The sequence below is a fragment of the Zobellia sp. OII3 genome (assembly GCF_002211465.1).
GTDB lineage: Bacteria > Bacteroidota > Bacteroidia > Flavobacteriales > Flavobacteriaceae > Zobellia > Zobellia galactanivorans.
In genome coordinates this window covers 280830-298826 of record NZ_MWRZ01000001.1, presented here as the reverse complement: position 1 = coordinate 298826, position 17997 = coordinate 280830, and the positions used below count along the sequence as shown (strand labels likewise).

20 protein-coding genes and 1 tRNA gene are annotated in these 17997 nt (G+C 42.5%); 10 read left to right on the top strand and 11 right to left on the bottom strand.

Annotated elements, in window-relative coordinates:
* Positions 1-32 precede the first annotated feature (32 nt).
* From B4Q04_RS01230 to B4Q04_RS01220, 3 genes are all read left to right on the top strand, one after another.
* Positions 33-1034 carry a glycoside hydrolase family 113 gene (locus tag B4Q04_RS01230; protein ID WP_088695765.1) on the top strand — a complete coding sequence of 334 codons (1002 nt, stop codon included), beginning with the start codon at positions 33-35 and terminating at the stop codon, positions 1032-1034.
* Between the two features lies 1 nt (position 1035).
* Entirely contained in the window at positions 1036-1755 is a 720-nt protein-coding gene (locus B4Q04_RS01225) for a hypothetical protein (RefSeq protein ID WP_088695764.1), read from the top strand.
* A gap of 81 nt (positions 1756-1836) precedes the next feature.
* Positions 1837-3102, top strand: coding sequence for a POTRA domain-containing protein (locus tag B4Q04_RS01220; protein WP_088695763.1), 1266 nt, complete (start codon positions 1837-1839; stop codon positions 3100-3102).
* Here B4Q04_RS01220 and def read toward each other — a convergent pair whose 3' ends face one another.
* From def to B4Q04_RS01205, 3 genes are all read right to left on the bottom strand, one after another.
* Positions 3103-3633, bottom strand: coding sequence for a peptide deformylase (def, locus tag B4Q04_RS01215; RefSeq protein WP_088695762.1), 531 nt, complete (start codon positions 3631-3633; stop codon positions 3103-3105). It abuts the gene before it with no gap.
* Between the two features lie 102 nt (positions 3634-3735).
* Entirely contained in the window at positions 3736-4539 is an 804-nt protein-coding gene (locus tag B4Q04_RS01210; RefSeq protein ID WP_088695761.1) for a DUF6503 family protein, read from the bottom strand.
* Positions 4540-4547: 8 nt separating this feature from the next.
* Positions 4548-5180, bottom strand: a complete 633-nt coding sequence (locus B4Q04_RS01205) for a VOC family protein (RefSeq protein ID WP_088695760.1) — start codon at positions 5178-5180, stop codon at positions 4548-4550.
* Positions 5181-5331: 151 nt separating this feature from the next.
* Here B4Q04_RS01205 and B4Q04_RS01200 point away from each other — a divergent pair, with 151 nt between their 5' ends.
* From B4Q04_RS01200 to B4Q04_RS01180, 5 genes are all read left to right on the top strand, one after another.
* On the top strand, positions 5332-6078 hold the full coding sequence (locus B4Q04_RS01200) for an SDR family NAD(P)-dependent oxidoreductase (protein WP_013992576.1): 747 nt from the start codon (positions 5332-5334) through the stop codon (positions 6076-6078).
* A 95-nt stretch (positions 6079-6173) separates the two neighbouring features.
* A complete protein-coding gene (locus B4Q04_RS01195; RefSeq protein ID WP_088695759.1) occupies positions 6174-6476 on the top strand; it encodes a carboxymuconolactone decarboxylase family protein in 303 nt (100 codons plus the stop codon).
* 2 nt (positions 6477-6478) lie between these two features.
* On the top strand, positions 6479-7516 hold the full coding sequence (locus tag B4Q04_RS01190; RefSeq protein ID WP_088695758.1) for a flavin monoamine oxidase family protein: 1038 nt from the start codon (positions 6479-6481) through the stop codon (positions 7514-7516).
* A 63-nt stretch (positions 7517-7579) separates the two neighbouring features.
* Positions 7580-8461 carry an AraC family transcriptional regulator gene (locus tag B4Q04_RS01185; protein ID WP_088695757.1) on the top strand — a complete coding sequence of 294 codons (882 nt, stop codon included), beginning with the start codon at positions 7580-7582 and terminating at the stop codon, positions 8459-8461.
* A gap of 190 nt (positions 8462-8651) precedes the next feature.
* The gene (locus B4Q04_RS01180; RefSeq protein WP_013992572.1) at positions 8652-9725 is read left to right on the top strand and encodes an N-acetylmuramoyl-L-alanine amidase; all 1074 of its coding nucleotides are present in this window, start codon (positions 8652-8654) and stop codon (positions 9723-9725) included.
* On the opposite strand, the gene B4Q04_RS01175 is transcribed toward B4Q04_RS01180, so the two are convergent.
* The 8 genes from B4Q04_RS01175 to B4Q04_RS01140 all read right to left on the bottom strand — a co-directional run bounded on the left by B4Q04_RS01175 (position 9722) and on the right by B4Q04_RS01140 (position 15802).
* Entirely contained in the window at positions 9722-10426 is a 705-nt protein-coding gene (locus tag B4Q04_RS01175; RefSeq protein WP_088695756.1) for a TIGR04283 family arsenosugar biosynthesis glycosyltransferase, read from the bottom strand. The genes B4Q04_RS01180 and B4Q04_RS01175 overlap by 4 nt on opposite strands.
* Positions 10413-11183 carry a DUF547 domain-containing protein gene (locus B4Q04_RS01170; RefSeq protein WP_088695755.1) on the bottom strand — a complete coding sequence of 257 codons (771 nt, stop codon included), beginning with the start codon at positions 11181-11183 and terminating at the stop codon, positions 10413-10415. Before B4Q04_RS01170 ends, B4Q04_RS01175 begins: the two co-directional genes overlap by 14 nt.
* 89 nt (positions 11184-11272) lie before the next feature.
* Complete coding sequence (locus B4Q04_RS01165) at positions 11273-12088, bottom strand: purine-nucleoside phosphorylase (protein ID WP_088695754.1); 816 nt, start codon at positions 12086-12088, stop codon at positions 11273-11275.
* Positions 12085-12762 (bottom strand): TIGR04282 family arsenosugar biosynthesis glycosyltransferase, encoded by a 678-nt coding sequence (locus B4Q04_RS01160; RefSeq protein ID WP_013992568.1) that lies wholly within the window; start codon positions 12760-12762, stop codon positions 12085-12087. Before B4Q04_RS01160 ends, B4Q04_RS01165 begins: the two co-directional genes overlap by 4 nt.
* 60 nt (positions 12763-12822) lie before the next feature.
* Positions 12823-13320, bottom strand: coding sequence for a rhodanese-like domain-containing protein (locus B4Q04_RS01155; protein ID WP_013992567.1), 498 nt, complete (start codon positions 13318-13320; stop codon positions 12823-12825).
* Between the two features lie 67 nt (positions 13321-13387).
* Positions 13388-14692: an ADP-ribosylglycohydrolase family protein gene (locus B4Q04_RS01150; RefSeq protein ID WP_088695753.1), complete on the bottom strand. Its 1305-nt coding sequence runs from the start codon at positions 14690-14692 to the stop codon at positions 13388-13390.
* Complete coding sequence (locus B4Q04_RS01145; RefSeq protein WP_046287789.1) at positions 14689-15663, bottom strand: phosphotransferase; 975 nt, start codon at positions 15661-15663, stop codon at positions 14689-14691. Before B4Q04_RS01145 ends, B4Q04_RS01150 begins: the two co-directional genes overlap by 4 nt.
* Positions 15664-15729: 66 nt before the next feature.
* Positions 15730-15802: transfer RNA gene (locus tag B4Q04_RS01140), tRNA-Phe, on the bottom strand.
* A gap of 102 nt (positions 15803-15904) precedes the next feature.
* Here B4Q04_RS01140 and B4Q04_RS01135 point away from each other — a divergent pair.
* Positions 15905-16633 (top strand): type III pantothenate kinase, encoded by a 729-nt coding sequence (locus tag B4Q04_RS01135; RefSeq protein ID WP_046287788.1) that lies wholly within the window; start codon positions 15905-15907, stop codon positions 16631-16633.
* Positions 16633-17919 carry a membrane protein gene (locus B4Q04_RS01130; RefSeq protein ID WP_013992564.1) on the top strand — a complete coding sequence of 429 codons (1287 nt, stop codon included), beginning with the start codon at positions 16633-16635 and terminating at the stop codon, positions 17917-17919. Before B4Q04_RS01135 ends, B4Q04_RS01130 begins: the two co-directional genes overlap by 1 nt.
* Positions 17920-17997: the final 78 nt, after the last annotated feature.

The window sequence follows — 17997 nt, the reverse complement described above, 5'->3', positions numbered from 1 at the left end:
TACCGTATTTTAGGAGTCTTATTCAGTGATACATGCGTATAGTAAGACTCCTTTTTTTATGTTTTCTCCAGTTTTCGTGTACGAGCCAAGCCCCCGAAAAAATAAACGGGGTAAGTTTCGTGGCTTCTAGAAGTGAAGCTTTGCAAACCCACCTTGAAGAGGTAAAACAGGTGTATGCCAATCATGCCGCCGTAATGCCTTTTGGTTTTATCAGGGATGTCAATTCGCCCGAAATCATCTTCAATACCGATAGACAGTGGTTCGGCGAGACCAAGAAAGGGGCCATGCAGTATATTGGACTTTTGCATAAAAATGGCATAAAGACTATGGTGAAGCCCCAAATATGGATATGGCGTGGCGAATTTACCGGAACCCTACACATGAATTCCGAAGCGCACTGGCAAGAACTCGAAGCTTCTTACGAAAAATTTATAATGACCTACGCCGAAATGGCGCAAGAAACGGGCACGGAAATATTCTGTATCGGTACCGAACTTGAAAAATTTGTGACGAATAGGCCCGAATACTGGCATAAACTGATTTCAAAAATTAGAACGGTCTATAAGGGAAAACTGACGTATGCGGCCAATTGGGACGAGTATCCGAGGGTGCCTTTTTGGAAAGATTTGGATTATATAGGAATAGATGCGTATTTTCCGCTGTCGGATGAGAAGACCCCTTCGGTCAAGCAGTTACGTGAGGGCTGGCAACGTTGGAAACCTGATATGGCAGCCTTGGCCGAAAAAACCGGAAGACCTGTACTCTTTACCGAATTTGGGTATAGAAGTATGGACTATACGGCAAAGAAGCCGTGGCTGGTGGATCGTAACCAAGAAAACGTGAACCTAAAAGCGCAAGTCAATGCCAAACGGGCACTATTTGATGAGTTTTGGGGGGAAGACTGGTTCGCGGGCGGTTATGTCTGGAAATGGTTTATCGATCATGATAAGGCAGGTGGGGAAAACGATAATCGATTTACACCACAGAACAAACCGGCACAAGAGGTGATTAAAGAAGTCTATAAAAAGTATTGATATGCGTTCCCTTGTTCTTTTTGCTTTTTTGGTATTGATTGTCGGATGCTCTTCCGATCTTGAGAATCAAGACGTAACCCTTAGCGATGCCCTAAAGCAAGACGCTCCCGTACTCGATAATGTAATCGCATGCGCCGCCAGTAATGAGAACGACCATATGGTAAGCGTTTTTTTCTATCCGCGGGACGGGGCGAGCAACGTACGTTATTATGAGACCGAAAACATAAAGGTATCAAAGGATGACTTTGAACAGTATTACCGTATAGACAACCCTGTGTTCGACGTTTTTAACGGATATCTCAAAAAGTTCGAAGTAGTGGTGACCGAGGAAAAATGGGCCATTGTTTCCTTTGAAGAAGGAGGTAAGATCCATTTGTCAAACCCCATCCGGATAAAACATCATACGAAGCCTACGGAATATACCGAACAGAGTATTGTTGTTGATTCGGCGGATACGGGCTCGCCCCTTTTTCATTGGACCGATGGAAAATATACGGATTCAAGGATTTACTTTGGAGTCGTTTCCGATAGCGATGATAATTTTATTTCAGGAACCTATACCCATGAGCATCGGTTTCAATATTATGATCTTGAAAACGTGGTGGTGAACATTACTAAAGGTACCCCTCCGACATTGAAAGCCGATAATACCTATAGTTTTACTTTGATGGCAGTAAGTGAAGATAATTGGGTGAACCTTTTTTCTGAAATAGAATTCTAAAAAAATAAACCGACCCCTATCGCCTACTGTGATAATTTTATGAAGAATACAATTTACATTTATGGCGTTACACACTAGGGCATGGTCTTAAGAATACTCGTTTTTCTTCTTGTTATCCTCTTAGGATGGCCTTCTAGGGCGCAAGAAGGAAGGGTGCTCGAGGTCAATATCAAGGGAACTAAACGAACTAAGGTCTCTTTTTTGAAAAAATTGATCGGACTTCAACCGGGTATGCCCTTAGATTCTATACTATTGAAAGAAGATGTGGCGCGCCTTCAAAGCCTTCCGTCTATTTCACATGCTTATTATCAAGTGGCCGTATCTCGGAACAATGGGTATGAGGTGTCTTATAACGTAGAGGAAAATTTCACTTTGATTCCCTATGCCAATCTCTTTTCCTCCTCTAATGATGCCTTTGCATTTAGAGTGGGACTTCAGGAGTTTAATTTTTTGGGAAGGGGTATTACCATAGGAGGCTTCTATCAGTATGATACTTTTAATTCTTTTGGTGTGGGATTGAGGGCTCCTCATCTATTTAGTAGAACTACAGGCTTATCGGTCAGTTATAACGATTTTACTACCCAAGAGCCCGTTTTTTTTGAAAATACCACGGCCGATTATCGGTACAATAACACGGGTTTTGAGCTTATGGGATTGCATGAGTTCAATTTTAACCATCGGATAGAGCTGGGTGGAAGTCTTTTTTCGGAAGATTACACCTATCTGTCGGGGGCGACCAGTACGAGTGTACCACAGGCCTTAAAAGTAGACAAACATCTTATGAAGTTTATCTACAATTACGAGAACATCGTCTATTATTTCTATTATTTAGAGGGGTTTAAAAGTACCCTTAACTTTCAATATGTGGGCAGTAGCAATAGCAAGCTGCCCGAATTTTTGATAGGCTTCAACGATTTTGTTTACTACAAGCGGGTAGGGAAAAAAGGCAATTGGGCAAATCGGTTGCGACTGGGGCTGGCCAGTAACGTAAATAGTCCCTTTGCACCGTTTACGGTCGATAATAACCTGAATATTCGTGGGGTGGGCAATACCATTGACCGCGGTACGGGGGCCATTGTTTTTAATACCGAATACCGGCATACGCTGATCGACGAAAATTGGTTCGTACTACAGGGCAATTTTTTTGTCGATGGGGGGTCTTGGCGTAACCCTGGCGGTAGTTTTAGCGATTTTTCAGATGACCGAAACATTCGTGTCTACCCTGGGATAGGACTTCGATTGATGCACAAGCGCATCTTTAATGCTATTTTTAGGATCGATTATGGCTATGGCATTACCAAAGATGCTTCAAGGGGATTTGTATTCGGAATCGGGCAGTACTTTTGATCAGACGTTCCAATAGGTGTCGTACTCTTCTTGAAAGCTAAGGGTTTCCATAGAAGGCATACGGTCGATCAATAGTACTCCGTTGAGGTGGTCGAGTTCATGTTGGGCCACTATGGCCGAAAAATCGTCAAGAACCTTCTCGAACCTATTTCCTTTTATATCGTATCCGCTGAGTTTTACGGTTTTGTAGCGTTTTAACCGGCCGCGTATTCCCGGTATGGAAAGGCAGCCTTCCCAACTATCTACCATTTCATCCGATAAGGTTTCGATCTTAGGGTTGATCACTACCGATAAAGGAAAGGACTTTTTGTCGGGATAGCGCTCGTTCTTTTTCGCTTCCATGGTAAACACCCGTTTAAGGACGCCCACCTGCGGAGCTGCTATACCTACGCCCGATTTATCGCGCATGGTAGCGATCAGGTCATCTACAAAGCCTTGGAAATCATCGGACTTTATTTCATCGATGTCTACCGCTTCCGATACTTTCCGCAATAGGGGGTTGCCCATTTTAATTACCTCAAGAACTGCCATGTTTTATTTTTTTACCCGATAATCGAGATTAAATGCTCCGAGGTTGGCCTCGAAATCAAGGTGTATTCCTTTTAATGCCTCGCGGGCTTGCCCGGAGGTAGTTTACTGGGCTAAATTTACAACCTTCTCCGTTTCTATTTTAGATAGCTCTTCTAGTGCTCCCTTTTCGTAGAGCTCGGGCAGTTGTTTTAAGGGAGTGCCTATTGGAGCCTTGTAGTTGATGTAGTCTTGAAATACGATTCCGTCTATGTTTCTTCGGTTATAGGCGCTTCTAAAGCGTACTCCCCCGTTATTGGTGCTGTATTTATAGGCCAAATAGTCTACGGTCTTTGTTTTTGAGTTGATCCAATACATAAAGACGTCATCATGGTCGGTGCCGCCCCCATTTTGGTCAAAGTTGATTTTTACGGCCTTGTAATCTTCGCCCTTGACTTTTGTTGGCCCTATTAGGGTTTTATTGACGGCCTTGTCTTTTAGTTTGTGCGGCAGGGTTGCAAAATAGATGACCGAGTTTAAGGCTTCGGTATGTTTTATGACGTCTTTTTCCGAAAGCCTTATAGGCTTGCCGTTCACTTTACGGACGAACTGTCCGTTGTCAAGAACGTCTAAAGTGTCTTGTCCGTTTTTCCCAAATGTAACCGAGTAGGTATATGCTTTTCCCTTGTTGTGAAAAGTGTATTCCTTTTCCCTGAAGGTAAATCTGTAGTGGGCCGTGTCATAAGCTTGGCCCCCATGGGTATCAATGGCTTCGTTGACCACGGTATCGGCCTTGTTTATTTCCCTAAGGGTGCCACGGTCGACCGGTTGTATGGTTTTCGCCTTTGTTTCTTCTTTTTTAACCTCCTGCTTACAGGAAGATAGGCCTATCAAAAGGCTCAGACTTAAAAAATAGAGGGAATTCTTCATATTCGAAATTAAATTTCAACAATGCCCTTAGGGCTTTGTATAATCGCTTTTAGACTTATATTTTTATTACGTTCTATTCGGAACCGTACACCCAATTCCGTAAATATATTTGCTAATAAGTCGGGGTTTGGGTGATTACCATACAGTTCGATCAATTTACAGCCCATCTGGGGCAAGGCCTTATGGGGATGTGTTTCTGTTTGGCTCCAGTCTACCATAAAGGGCACAAGTTCTACTTCAGGTGATGGCAAAGGTAATATGAGTTGCCATTTTAATAGGGATCCTTCTGCCGTATGGCGGCTTCCCGCGCTAATATTTCCCATTTTCGCGTTGTATTGGTTCAAAATATTGGCATCTTTTTTAAGCTGCTCCGACTTTAGTGCCCAACGGGTGATTTGGTCCTTACTTAGCATATCTACGCCCATCCATCTTGGAGGTGGTATTTTTTTGTTGGTGTCATCGGCGACTAGCAGTTCAAGATAAGTTCCATTGTCTAGATTTATAAGTGCGTTTTTAGTGCCTTGCGTGGCATGGTATCCTCCAAAAATTGCTTGAACGCCTAGTTTCTTTTCCAAAGTTAGAATTGCAGCGTCCAAATCCCGCACGGTATAAACGATATGGTCTAATAAGCCATGATTCATATATGTTCACTTTATAGCCTAAAGATATTTGAAAAGTAGGGAGATTTTGCTATCTGTTTCCGAAAATTACCATGGATTCTCCTTATTGTGCCGTTCCGGCCTGTAGAACCGAAATACCTTTGTATCAACAAAACATATAAAAAAGTAAACTATGAAACGAGCATTGATTATAGGAGGTAGTAGCGGAATTGGAAAAGCAACGGCCCAAAACCTATTAAACGAAGGAGTAGAGGTACATGTGGTTGGTACGAACCCTGAAAAACTTGGGGCTTTTAAAGAAGAGGCCACAGGAAGTTTGCTTACTTATAAGGTTGATATTACGAGTGCAAGCGAATTGGACGGCTTAAACGCGGAAATAAATGGTTGGGATAATTTAGATTACTTAGTGAATGCTTCAGGTATTTTTGGCCCCAAACCATTTTTAGACCATACCGTGGCAGATTATGATTCGTATATGGATTTGAATAGGGGGTTCTATTTTATTACTCAGAATGCAGCTAAAAAGATGGCGGATACAGGTGGTGGGTCTATTGTAAATGTGGGCTCTATGTGGGCCAAACAAGCTGTGAAAGCAACTCCTTCAACGGCATATTCTATGCAAAAGGCAGGTTTACATTCGCTAACACAACATTTGGCAATGGAGTTGGCAGATTTTAAAATTCGTGTGAATGCCGTATCTCCGGCGGTAGTTCAAACTCCGGTTTATGATAGTGTTTTTGGAGGAAAAGAAGAGGCAAAAGAGGCTTTGCAAGGTTTTCATGGTTTTCACCCTATTGGACGGTATGGGAAACCGGAAGATGTCGCCAATACCATATCTTTTTTGCTTTCGGAAAAGGCTTCTTGGGTGACTGGTGCGATTTGGGATACAGATGGTGGTGTAATGTCAGGAAGAAATTAAACGTAATAAGCCCTAGGGAAGATTGAGGCAATTTATGGTTTAATAAATAAATGAAGTGCTTCATTTTTCTTCCCCTCTAAAAAAATCTTGAAGATATGTATGATATGAAGAATCTTGAGAATTTAAAAACTCTAGGAAAAGAATCGGAAAAAACAATGAAAGCTTTTTGGGCTTTTGATCAAGCGGCTTTGGCCGAGGGTGCCATACCAAAAAAGTATAAAGAATTAATGGCAATTGCTGTAGCTTTGACAACACAATGCCCTTATTGTCTTGAGATACATAAAGACGCTGCAATAAAGGCAGGAGCCACTCAAGAGGAGTTGGCGGAAGTTACTATGGTTTCTGCCGTATTAAGAGCGGGAGCAGCAGTAGTACACGGAACACATTTAATGAAATAAGTTTGAAAGGGAATTTTTCTAAATATATTATCATAGGTGCAGGGCTTTCAGGTCTTACATCTGCATATAAGTTATTTAATAAAGGTGAAACCAGTTTTACGGTTCTTGAATCTCGAGACCGCATAGGAGGGCGAATCGTAACCCGAGACAGGATTGATTATGGAGCTACGTGGTTCCAGACGCACCATGAAGAGGTTATAGCGCTTTTGAACGAGCTTGGCGTTGAGAAATACCATCAGTATAACAAAGGGAAGAGTATATTGGTCTATAGCACCATGGCGCCCGAACATTATTTTGAAAACGACCCAAATACCCCATCTGCTTATCGTATTAAAGGCAATTCACAAGCTTTGATTCGCGCATTGGCTAAAACGGTATCGGATAAAATAAAAACAGAAACTAAGGTTTTGAGTATCCATGAGACGGAAAATGGAATGCAGGTAGCAACTGATAATGGGGTATTTTTTGGGGAGAAGGTAATCGTTACCATTCCTCCAAAAATAGCAACTCGTATTTCATTTTCTCCCGAATTACCTGTTGAGGTTGGGGCGGTGATGGATAAGACCCATACTTGGATGAGCAATGCCATAAAAGTAGGGTTAACGTTTAAAGAGCCATTTTGGAGAAACAATGATTTTTCAGGAATGATCATTGGTCAAGTGGGGGCCGTTACTGAACTTTATGACCATAATGATGCCGAAAACGAACATTATGCATTGATGGGTTTTGTAAACGAAGGGCTTCGCGATACATCGGCCGAGAATAGGAAGCAGCGTATTTTGGGTTATTTGTCCCAATATCTGGGAACTGAAATCTTAGATTACCTTTCCTATGAAGAAAAAGATTGGTCTCAAGATTGGCATACCTCATGTGAAAATATCAAATCTATTTATATGAGCCCGTCTTATGGAAACCCCGTTTTTAACAGAAACTATATGAACGGTAAATTACGGTTCTCGGGGGCGGAAACGTCCCCTGTTCATGGCGGATATATGGACGGTGCCATTTATAGCGGAATTCAAACGGTGGAAAAATTATAAATTGGGACGTTAGTGATGCATCTTTTTATCGACGAATAGGTTAACCGGTTACAAACGAATTGAATGCGCCATTCAAAATATCAAATTGAGCAGTACCATTTGCATAAAAGGCAGCCTGGAAAGCTTCAGTTTGAGCTGTACGATTTAAATGCGTATAGGAAAAAAAGTGGTGATTTGGCTGCCGTGCCCCACTCACATAGTTATTATCAAATTATATGGTTCATTAATGAAGGAGGAACGCATGTAGTAGATTTTAAGAAGTATGATATAAAGAAGAACACCGTGCTTTTTATTACCAAAGATCAAGTGCATGCTTTTGATGATAATGAAGATGTGCAGAGGTGGCTTATTCACTTTAACGAAAGCTTTTTTAAACATACAGATGTAGATATGTTTCTGAAATTCAACATTTTTCACATGTTGGATAAACCTTGTTGTACTATTGAAAAGGGAGTTCTTAACGTTGCATCAGCTTACATCACTCTAATACAGAGTGAATTGGAGCAGCGTGATAGGTTTGGATATGAAGATATTATCCGTTTTTTGTTGAAGTCCTTTTTAATTCAATTAGAGCGTATTCATCAAAAAAATGATAGTGCGCCTATTCAGCTTAATAGTCTCTATAAAAGGCAGTTTTTTGAATTTAAAGAACTCATAGAGGTACATTTTAAAAAAGGACTATCGGTGGGTGATTATGCTAGTTTGCTGCATATTTCCTCCAAAACATTATCTACACTTACAAATACTGTCATTGGCAAGTCTCCTTCTCAGGTTATTTCAGAACGCACCGTTTTAGAGGCCAAACGCCTCGTGCGGTTTACGAGTCTGCAAATCAATGAAATCGCGTTCCGGCTAGGTTTTGAAGATGCTTCCTACTTTGTAAAATACTTTAAAAGGCATTTAGGGCAATCGCCCAAAAGCTATCGCCAAAGTCAATTGGCGTAAAGAAAAAGGGGATATGGGCCGACTGTTGAAGAAATCGTTAACTAAATTGTTCAAGGTCTTGCTGTTTTATTCTTTGGTTCTTTAATTTTGTAGCGGATTCCCATAATTTTAGGCATTGTTTTTGATTTTCAAGGAAAGAACGGTTTTTCGTTGAAGCTCATGAATGTCGATTTTTGATACAGATCATTGAATGGATTATAGTTTTTCTTATCGCTTAAAGATGGCAGGTTTCCTCATTGCTGCCATCGGTTATACAATATCGTCTTTTTCCCAAGATACGGTACAGACCGTTGTTGCCGAAAAGGGAGATGGCATACTCTCCTTACTGAGAAAGCAAGGTGTAAACCCGTATGAGCACTACGACGATTTTGTTTCCATGAATATTGAAAACCTACGCGATAGTATTCATTTATATGCGGGAAGGACGTATCGGATACCCGTAGCGGATCTTGATACGGTGAAGGTGGTAGATTCCATCCAAAGAAAAACCAAGGAAATCAAGAAGATCGAAGGAAAGCGATATGCCATTTTTGGAAAAGACCATGAAATGGTACTGCCGAATAGTGAAAAACTCAAAGGTGCGGTCTATTACCTGGTTTCGGGGCACGGTGGTCCTGATCCGGGGGCGATGGCCACTTATGGGGGAAAATCTATTGCCGAAGATGAATATGCGTATGATATAACACTGCGTTTGGCCAAAGAGTTATTGTCGCACGGGGCTACGGTCTATATTATCATAAGGGATGAGAACGATGGGATCAGGGATGAACGTATACTCGAAATCGACCATGACGAAGTAGCTTACCCGAATAAAACCATTCCGCTCAACCAAGTGGCCCGGTTAAGACAACGGGTAGATATCGTAAACAATCTTTACAAAAAAAATAGGGGCAAGTATCAACGCCTTATTGTGACCCACATAGACAGTCGTAGCGTGGGGCAGAACATCGATGTGTTTTTCTACCATCACGAAAAGAGCAAGAACGGTAAAAAGTTGGCCGAAAGCATACACAAGACCTTTCAGAAAAAATACAAAAAATACCAACCGAACCGAACGTATTCAGGCACTTTTGAAGATAGAACTTCCTTGTATCTCGTAAAAAAGACCCATCCGGCCATGACCTTCATAGAAGTCGGAAATATTAGGAACAAGAAAGACCAAAGGCGCATTCTTGAGCCCGAAAACCGACAGGCATTGGCCAAGTGGATAAGCGAGGGTATTCTGCTCGACTATAAGTTGGGGGAAATCGGGCCTATTCGCTAAACGGAGATTTTGCGTTTGTAATAATCGTACAACTGCTCGGGCCCGGCGCCCAAATAGTTTTTTAGGTGCATGATGCCGAAGTGGTACTGTAGTTTTATCATGCCCTGTTCTTCATACCTCCTAGCCGAGGTCTTTACATGTCGAGGTAAGACCTTAAAAAACGTGCTTTTGTAAAGTCGGCCGATAAACTCATTGTCTTCGTAAACTACGTAGGCCTCGTTAAAGCCTCCGGTGTCTTCAAACAGCTCTTTTGTGATGAATAAGGATTGGTCACCACCACGGCACAATTGATGGTTCAAGCGTGTAAACCAAGCGAAAAATCGTAAAAAGGCACTGTTACTGTCGAATTTCATTTGAAAGCATCCTGTCTTAAACCCCTCTTCAACGGCCTTGATGATCGATAGATCAAAATGTTTGGGAGGAAGGGTGTCTGCATGTAGAAAATAGAGAATACCACCTTTTGCGTGTTTTGCCCCAAGGTTCATCTGTCTTGCGCGGCCTTTGGGGGAAAGCACGGTCTTGGCGCCGTTCTTTTCGGCAATAGAGGGGGTGTTGTCTGAGCTTCCACCGTCTATGACCAAGATCTCCTCGATGTTTTCGGGTGAGCTGTTAGCGGTCAGGTACTGAAGTACCTTGGCAATGCACTCGGCCTCGTTCAAGACCGGAATTACGATACTGATGCGAAGTTTATTTTTTTTCATTTAGGCTCCAATCATAAGTAAGGTATTCAATATCGGCCTTTGCGTCAATGTCTATCTTGCTATAGGGCCTTATGTATTCTATGAGGTTGCCGTGGGTGGTAAAATCGCTTTTATACCATTTGAAGATATTGGAAAGCTGTAATTTTTCTTTTGAAATGATATTCCTGGTGGGGTCGTTCACAAAATCTTCGGATACTTTTTGCAGCTGACGCTCGAGTTGTGATGCCGTATACGCCTCGTTGAGCAATTTTGGGCACGAAAATGAGGCGCAATTAATAGCGAAATGAATACGGGGTTCGTCCATTTTGCGAAGTATTTTGTGTTCAATGTCTCCTAGGGAGTATGTTTTTTCACCGATTTTTACCCAATCGTTGCTCCAAGGTCTTTTAATGTCCTTGATGCTCTTGGTGGGGTAATGGTTCAATATCAATTGAACGGTGGCCGCGTTGTAGAGGTTGATGTAATAGGCTAGGCCTTCCTCCTTGGTCCAATTGTCAGACGGGGCATTATTGGCCAAATGGTCAAGATATGCCGTTAACGATTGCTGTTCGTTTTTGAAGTTCTTGTAGTCGACGTCGCCGCTGAGGTCTACATATTTTTTGAGCAAGGCGTTCCAAGCTGAATGGTCTAAGGTGTTGCTTTGAACCTTACTCTCAAATTGATGCTTGGGCATTTCCTTTCTTCCGAAAAAAGAACAAAGGCCAGCCAGTGAAAAAAGTGAAAAAACAGCCGTTTTTGCCATTAGTTTAAATTGCATAGAACAAAAGGTTTCCTAATAAGTAGCGCCTTTTGGTCAAAACTTACACATTACTCCCTGTCATTTTTTAGGAAAAAGAAAGCCTAGGTCTATAAAGTCTTGATCAGTTCTTTAAAGAGTTTGACCATTTTTGGTTCCGCTACTTCCGCCGTTTTTATGATTCGATCGATATCTACGGGCTTCAGGTTTTCCGGGTTGCATTCGTCGGTAATTACCGAGACGGCGACTATGGGAAGGTTTAAGTGGTTTGCAACGATGACCTCCGGTACGGTACTCATTCCTACGGCATCGGCACCGATAATTTTAAGCATGCGGTATTCCGCTTTGGTCTCTAGTTGAGGTCCCACTACGGAAGCGTAAACGCCTTGGCCAAGGGTGATGTTTTCTTTGTTCGCAATTTTCATCAAGCTTTCGCGCATGGGTACATCATAGGGTTCTGACATGTCGGCAAAGCGTTCGCCGAACTGGGCAACGCTTTTGAAGGCCAAAGGCGATCCGCCTTGAAGGTTGATATGGTCTTCAATGAGCATTAAATCACCTTCCTTATAGTTTAGGTTGATCGCACCGGCCGCATTCGAGATAAAGAGCTTTGTTATTCCCAATTGGTGCATGACCCGAATAGGGTAAGTGATGTCTAGAAAATCATAGCCTTCGTACAAATGAAAGCGTCCTTTCATGACTACCGCTTTTTTGCCTTCCAGTGTGCCATATATAAGTTTTCCGGAATGGAATTCTACCGTGGCAAGGGGAAAAAAGGGAATATGGTTGTAGTGTGCCTCAATGGGGTTTTCTATCTGATCGGCCAATTTGCCCAGACCTGTGCCGAGTACGATACCGATTTCGGGTTGGTCAAATCCTTTACTTTGTAAATAGGCGACGGATTCGTCTAATTGTTTTCGCATCATGATGTTAAATGTTTTAAGTAAGGGCGAAACGCATCGATATGTTGTATGTCTTCGTAAACATCGACATCGTTTCGCTCGTCTAAAATATGATGTTTTTCGTTTTTTAGGTTTTCCAGCGTATCGGCCAAGACACTTTCTTGGCCCCAAGCCTTGTTGGAGAACAGTTCGGGTTTAAAACGGTTCATGCCCAGCAGGTAATAGCCTCCATCTTGGGCCGGCCCAATAACAAAATCGTTTTTTTTCAATTCGGAAAAAGCCTGTTGCAGGTCATTTTGGTCGAGGTCGTACATATCGCTTCCTATTACGATAATACGCTCGAAACCCGAAGCGAATCCCTCTTGAAAAGCATGGGCCATACGCACGCCCAAATCAGGGCCTTGCTGTAATTTTTTATCGAATATGATCGGACTCCAAATATCATCGGTCCAAATTTCCTCAGAATACCAGACCTGCTTGGCCGTGTTCAGGTTTTCGGTGGTTTTTACGGTATGGCCGAGCAAAAACCTGTAAATGTCCAAGGCCGCCTGGTCGCCAATGGTAGCGGCCAAACGGGTCTTGCATTTTCCCAATTGGGGGTTTCGCGTAAAAATGAGCAGTAGCTCTTTGGAGGCTATATTGGTATAATTGACCGTTGCGTCCTCTTTTTGTTTTTCGTTAGGGGTTATAAAACTCAAATAGCTATAGTTTTAAGGTTCTGGGTTTGGTGAAAAAGGCATAGGGGAAAGGTTGCTGAATTACGGTCCGTATACTTTCTTGCCGTTTTTTAGCAATTTGCCCCACTGCTTGTTAAAGGCGTGTACTTGTTCGGTTTCGTTACCTGACGAATCGAAGACGGGGTTTCCGCGGTTTTTCCATTCGAATATACCTCCGTAAAGGTTTTTGACCTTGGTGTAACCTGCCTGTTGTAACTTTTCCCCAATATCTTCGGAGCGTACGCCTATGGAACAGTAAACGACTATTTCACTGTTTTTATTTTTAATTTTTTGAACAATGGAATCGAGTTCGAACGTATCGTAGCCGACCCACATGGCATTTTTTAAATGACTGACCTCGTATTCCGATCTCTCACGGGCATCGAGCAGCACTACGTTCGACCCGTTTTTAAGTGAGTCGGCATGAATATAGTCTACCGATGCTTCGTTCAGCTTTTTTAAGGTCTTGTCAATTTTGCTCTGGGCGAACGAAATCGAAGTAAGCCAAAGAAATAAAAAGACGTTTAAGGTAGTTCTCATGGGTATGCTGCGTATGGCGCAATTACAAATATACTATTTTAAATAGCCTTGGTTTGTTAAGTAAAAACTAAGGCTTGACTGAATTAGGATACTTTTTTTCGGTAATCTCACGGGCAAGCGCTTCGAGGTCGATTCCCATATTTTCCTTGTTGACCTTAAGGGCTTGGGCGCGGAGCGATACGGGTAGTCGTGAGTAGCCGTACTTGGCGCCTAGTATCATTCCGGCCACGGCGGCCACGGTGTCGTTGTCACGACCGTAGTTTACTATAAACTGTAAAGTCTTTTCAAAATCGCCTTCCCCATACTTCAGGGCCGTAATCAATATTTGATAGATTTCCCCGGAGTGAAAGGGTATGGCCTTTTTGTGCTCCTCCAAAAAGGCATAGGCCATTTCTTGGCGCATCCACTCTTTCTGGTTTCCTTGGAATCCTGAGGGAATCTTATAGAGCAAGCTGTCTTTTGTCGTTAAGGAGTCGGGTAGGCTGCGTTGTTTTATTTGCAATATCGTTTTGACCGAAGCATCTGCCATTTGGTAAGCAATACGCCCTACCAATCTGCTGTCTTGATAACCTAATGGGTCAACAAAGGTGGTGGTATTGATAATGGAATCGATGTCTTGGGTGCGAAGGGCCATATGGGTCATAGCCGAAACCAAGGCCGAAATGTCTTTGGCGTAGCCCAAATCGAACAAGCTGTGCTCGTAAGCGAGCTCATAGGCCGCTTCGGGCGTTTCGGTTATCAGTCCGAACATTGGGGTGTACAATTGTCCCGCGCATGACATTTCTCCCCCGTAAAAGCGGTTCATGGCTTTTAGGTAAGCCTCGGGGCTTTCTTGATAGGCCATAGAGACCCGTGCCCATTCTTTGATCCAGTCTATTTTTTCGATTTGGGTATCTAGAAAATCGGTGTCGGGAACCTTTTTTCCATCACTTATGGTTCGGGTTAAGGTAGAATAATAGGAGGTTATAAAATCGGCGAAACGGTCAGCGGTCAGGTTTCCCTCATTTTCTGAAAGGTATTTGACCATGGTGTACTTCCATCGGGTGTCATCGGTGGTCGCACCTGCATTAAGGTTGTGGCCCCATGTACCTTCGGGCGATTGTTGGCGTACCGCCGGGGTCAAGGTGTTGATGTAGCCGTATTTGAGCTGAATGTCTTTTCGGTGCCACATTTCGGTGGAAGCTCCCATGGCGTCACCTATGGCGGAACCTACCAGTGCTCCTAAAACCTTATCGTAGTATCTGGCTTCCGAAAGTTGCAATGTATCGGTGGTGTAAGTGTTTTTTTCGGGTGCCGGTAAATCTACAGGGGAAGTCGTCTCTTTGCAGGCTAGAGAGAGGAAAACCAAAAACCAAACTAATAGGCGTTTCATGGGTTTAAAATGAGTTTACGTGCCTTTTTCAAAAGTTTGCCCTTTTCTTTTAGGGAGCGGTCCAAGGGAAGTTGGGCAAGTCCGATCAACCGGCGCATAATTTCTATACCGGCCACTTGCGACATTAGTTCAAGGTTGGCTTCGCCCTGATAGGCCCCGTGAATACGTTTTATGTATCCTTTTTTGCCCGTAGCAATAATAATATGGGCCGCCATGACGCCCAAATCGAATTCGGGAAAGCCTACAAAGCCGAATTCAGGGTCTATAATATAAAGGTTTTCGGCTTCGGTCATCCAACTTCCAGGGTAGTAGTCGCCATGCAAGAGGGTGTTTCCTGGGGCCAAATATTTCTTGCCTATTTTCTTAACGACCTTCCTGATTTTTTTGTCTTGTTTGTAGGGCAGGGAAAGTTCTTGGAGTCCGGGCTGTATATCGTCAAGTTGAAAACCCTTGTCTTCCATGAAGGGAAGTACAAAAATATGTTGGTGGTTCAATTGGCGCATTTCTAGGTTCTCTGGAAAATCGCTTGAAACTTTTTTTCTATGGATCAGGCCCAGAATAAAAATGAGAAGATTTAGCTGTTTGTTTGAAATTTCTCTTTGTTGATAGATGAGGGTCATGTCTTCACAATGGCCCAAATCTTCTAGGAGCAAGAGGTTTTCTTCAACGTCAAAGCCCAAAATTGTGGGAATATGGGCATGAACGGCATTGTCTTGAACCGCTTGATAGAAGTTTTTTTCTACCGCAATCCGGTTTAAGGGGGCCTTTATTTCTTGGTATTTTTCAACGTAGGGCCTAGACTGTTTCAAGATGAAGGAACGCTGGTCGGTAATAACGCGAATGACTACGTTCATGTTGCCATCACCGGGTTTTTCTATGGATACGATTTTTTCTCCATAACGCAACCATTCTTTAGATTGCAGGAAATTTTGAAGCTCCTCTAGTGACGTATTGGTATCTATAATGGTCAAAACAGTAGTTTTTTGCAAGATAGGTCCAAAAACAAAAAAATCCTTACAGATTGTAAGGATTTTTTGTGGTGCCTCCAGGAATCGAACCAGGGACACATGGATTTTCAGTCCATTGCTCTACCAACTGAGCTAAGGCACCATACCCGTTTGCGGGGTGCAAATATAATTTCAAATTTGCGATATGCAAACAAATTTCGAAAAAAAGATGTTTGTTAGGCTGCATTTTTTGATCTTTGTATCTATGAACCTAGTAATCGATGCCGGTAATACTTGTGTGAAACTCGCCGTGTTCGAGGGAGATACCCTCGTTTTCAGGCAGAATTCAGAGGTGGGTGATGTAGCCAGGGAAATAAAGGAGATTTGTGACCACTATCCGAGAATTAAACATGGAATAATCGCTTCGGTTGGAAATTTAGACCGAAAAGTGATGGCTGTTTTGACGGTTTTCTGCGAGGTACACGAATTGACGCCCATGAGTAAGTTGCCTTTTAAGAACTCATATGCTACGCCTCAGACTTTGGGGGTAGACCGTATTGCCTTGGCCACGGCGGCATTTTACCGTTACCCGAAAAAAAATGTATTGATCATTGATGCGGGAACCTGTGTTACCTACGATATGGTCAATGACTATGGTGAGTATTTGGGCGGGGCTATTTCGCCGGGACTACATATGCGATATAAGGCCTTGCACGACCAAACTTCAAAATTACCCTTGTTACAACCCAAAGAATTTTTAGATTATATCGGAAATTCTACGGAAACCAGTATCCACAGTGGTGTGGTGAACGGTATTTGCCAAGAAATTGACGGTGTAATCGACCAATATGGATCCCGTTTTGCAGATTTAACAGTTATTTTAACAGGCGGTGATGCGCTATTTTTGTCTAAACGGTTAAAAAATACCATATTTGCGGACTCCAAATTTCTCCTTGTAGGATTAAATTATCTGTTGGAATACAACAAACGCTAATGATCAAAAAAATAGGTTTTGCCATAATTTGCCTTTTAGTAACAGGCACATACGCTCAAGATGGTTCGGTTTCCCCATATTCATATTTTGGTTTAGGAGAGTTAAGAAGCGGTTCCACCGTAGAAAACCAAATGATGGGAGGGATAGCTATGTATGCCGATAGTATACATGTCAACCTTCAAAACCCCGCCGCATATAGCCAGTTGGGCGTGCAGATGCGGGAAGATTTTGGTATAACGACCTATACTGCGGGTATCTCGTATAAGCAATCGCGATTGAAGAGCTTTACCGAAGAGCAGAGTAGTGCTGTATCTAATTTGGATTACCTGGCATTGGGGCTCAGTTTGAAAAAAGGCCTTGGCCTTGGTTTTGGTATTCGGCCCTATTCCTCGGTCGGATATAATTTTCAAGATCAAATCGGTGCCGAGGGGTCTCGTGAGATCAATCAGTATTCAGGTGATGGTGGCCTCAACAAGGTATACGTGTCTATGGGCTACGAGTTTGCTAAAAACTTTAGTGCAGGGGTTACGGTAAACTATAACTTTGGTAGGATTGAAACCTTAAAGGTTCAAAGTACCGAAAATGTTCTCCTTGGGTCTAAAGACGAAAGGGTTTCGAAAATAGGTGGTATAGACCTTAACTATGCCTTGAGCTATACGCCTGCGATAGGCGAAAATCATAGGTTGCATACCTCCGTACGGGTCAATACCCAGGCCAATCTTTCGTCCAGAAATACGCAAAGAATCGGATCTTTTATCGGTTCGCCCGATTTGGAACGCTTTGTAAATGACGTTGATTTGTATGCCCAGGGCTTAAAGGAAACAGAAGTAACCATTCCTACGATCACCACCTTGGGTGTAGGTTATGGAAAAGATATGCAATGGTTTTTAGGGGTTGAATACAGTTTTCAAAAGCTTGGGAATTTCTCTAATGAGTTCTTGGAATTGGACAATTTAATCTATAAAGACGCGAGTACACTGGCCTTGGGAGGTTTTTATACCCCCGAGCGAAACTCTTTTGGAAGCTATCTCAAGAGGGTAACCTATAGGGCGGGGGTACGCCTTGAGAAGACCGGAATGTACGTTAATGATAAAGACATAAATAACTTTGGCATAACTTTTGGACTAGGCCTACCACTGGGAAACAATCTCTCAAATTTGAATCTTGGTTTTGAGCTTGGTAAAAAAGGAACCACCTCGGCCGATTTAATTGAAGAGAGCTATTTTAAAGTTAATGTAGGATTGTCTCTTAGTGATCAGTGGTTTCAAAAAAGAAAGATTTATTAAACGTTCTGGGATATTGAATATTTGCTAGAATTTACCTTGGTAGATAGCGAATTTTTCAATTAACGTAAAAATAAACTG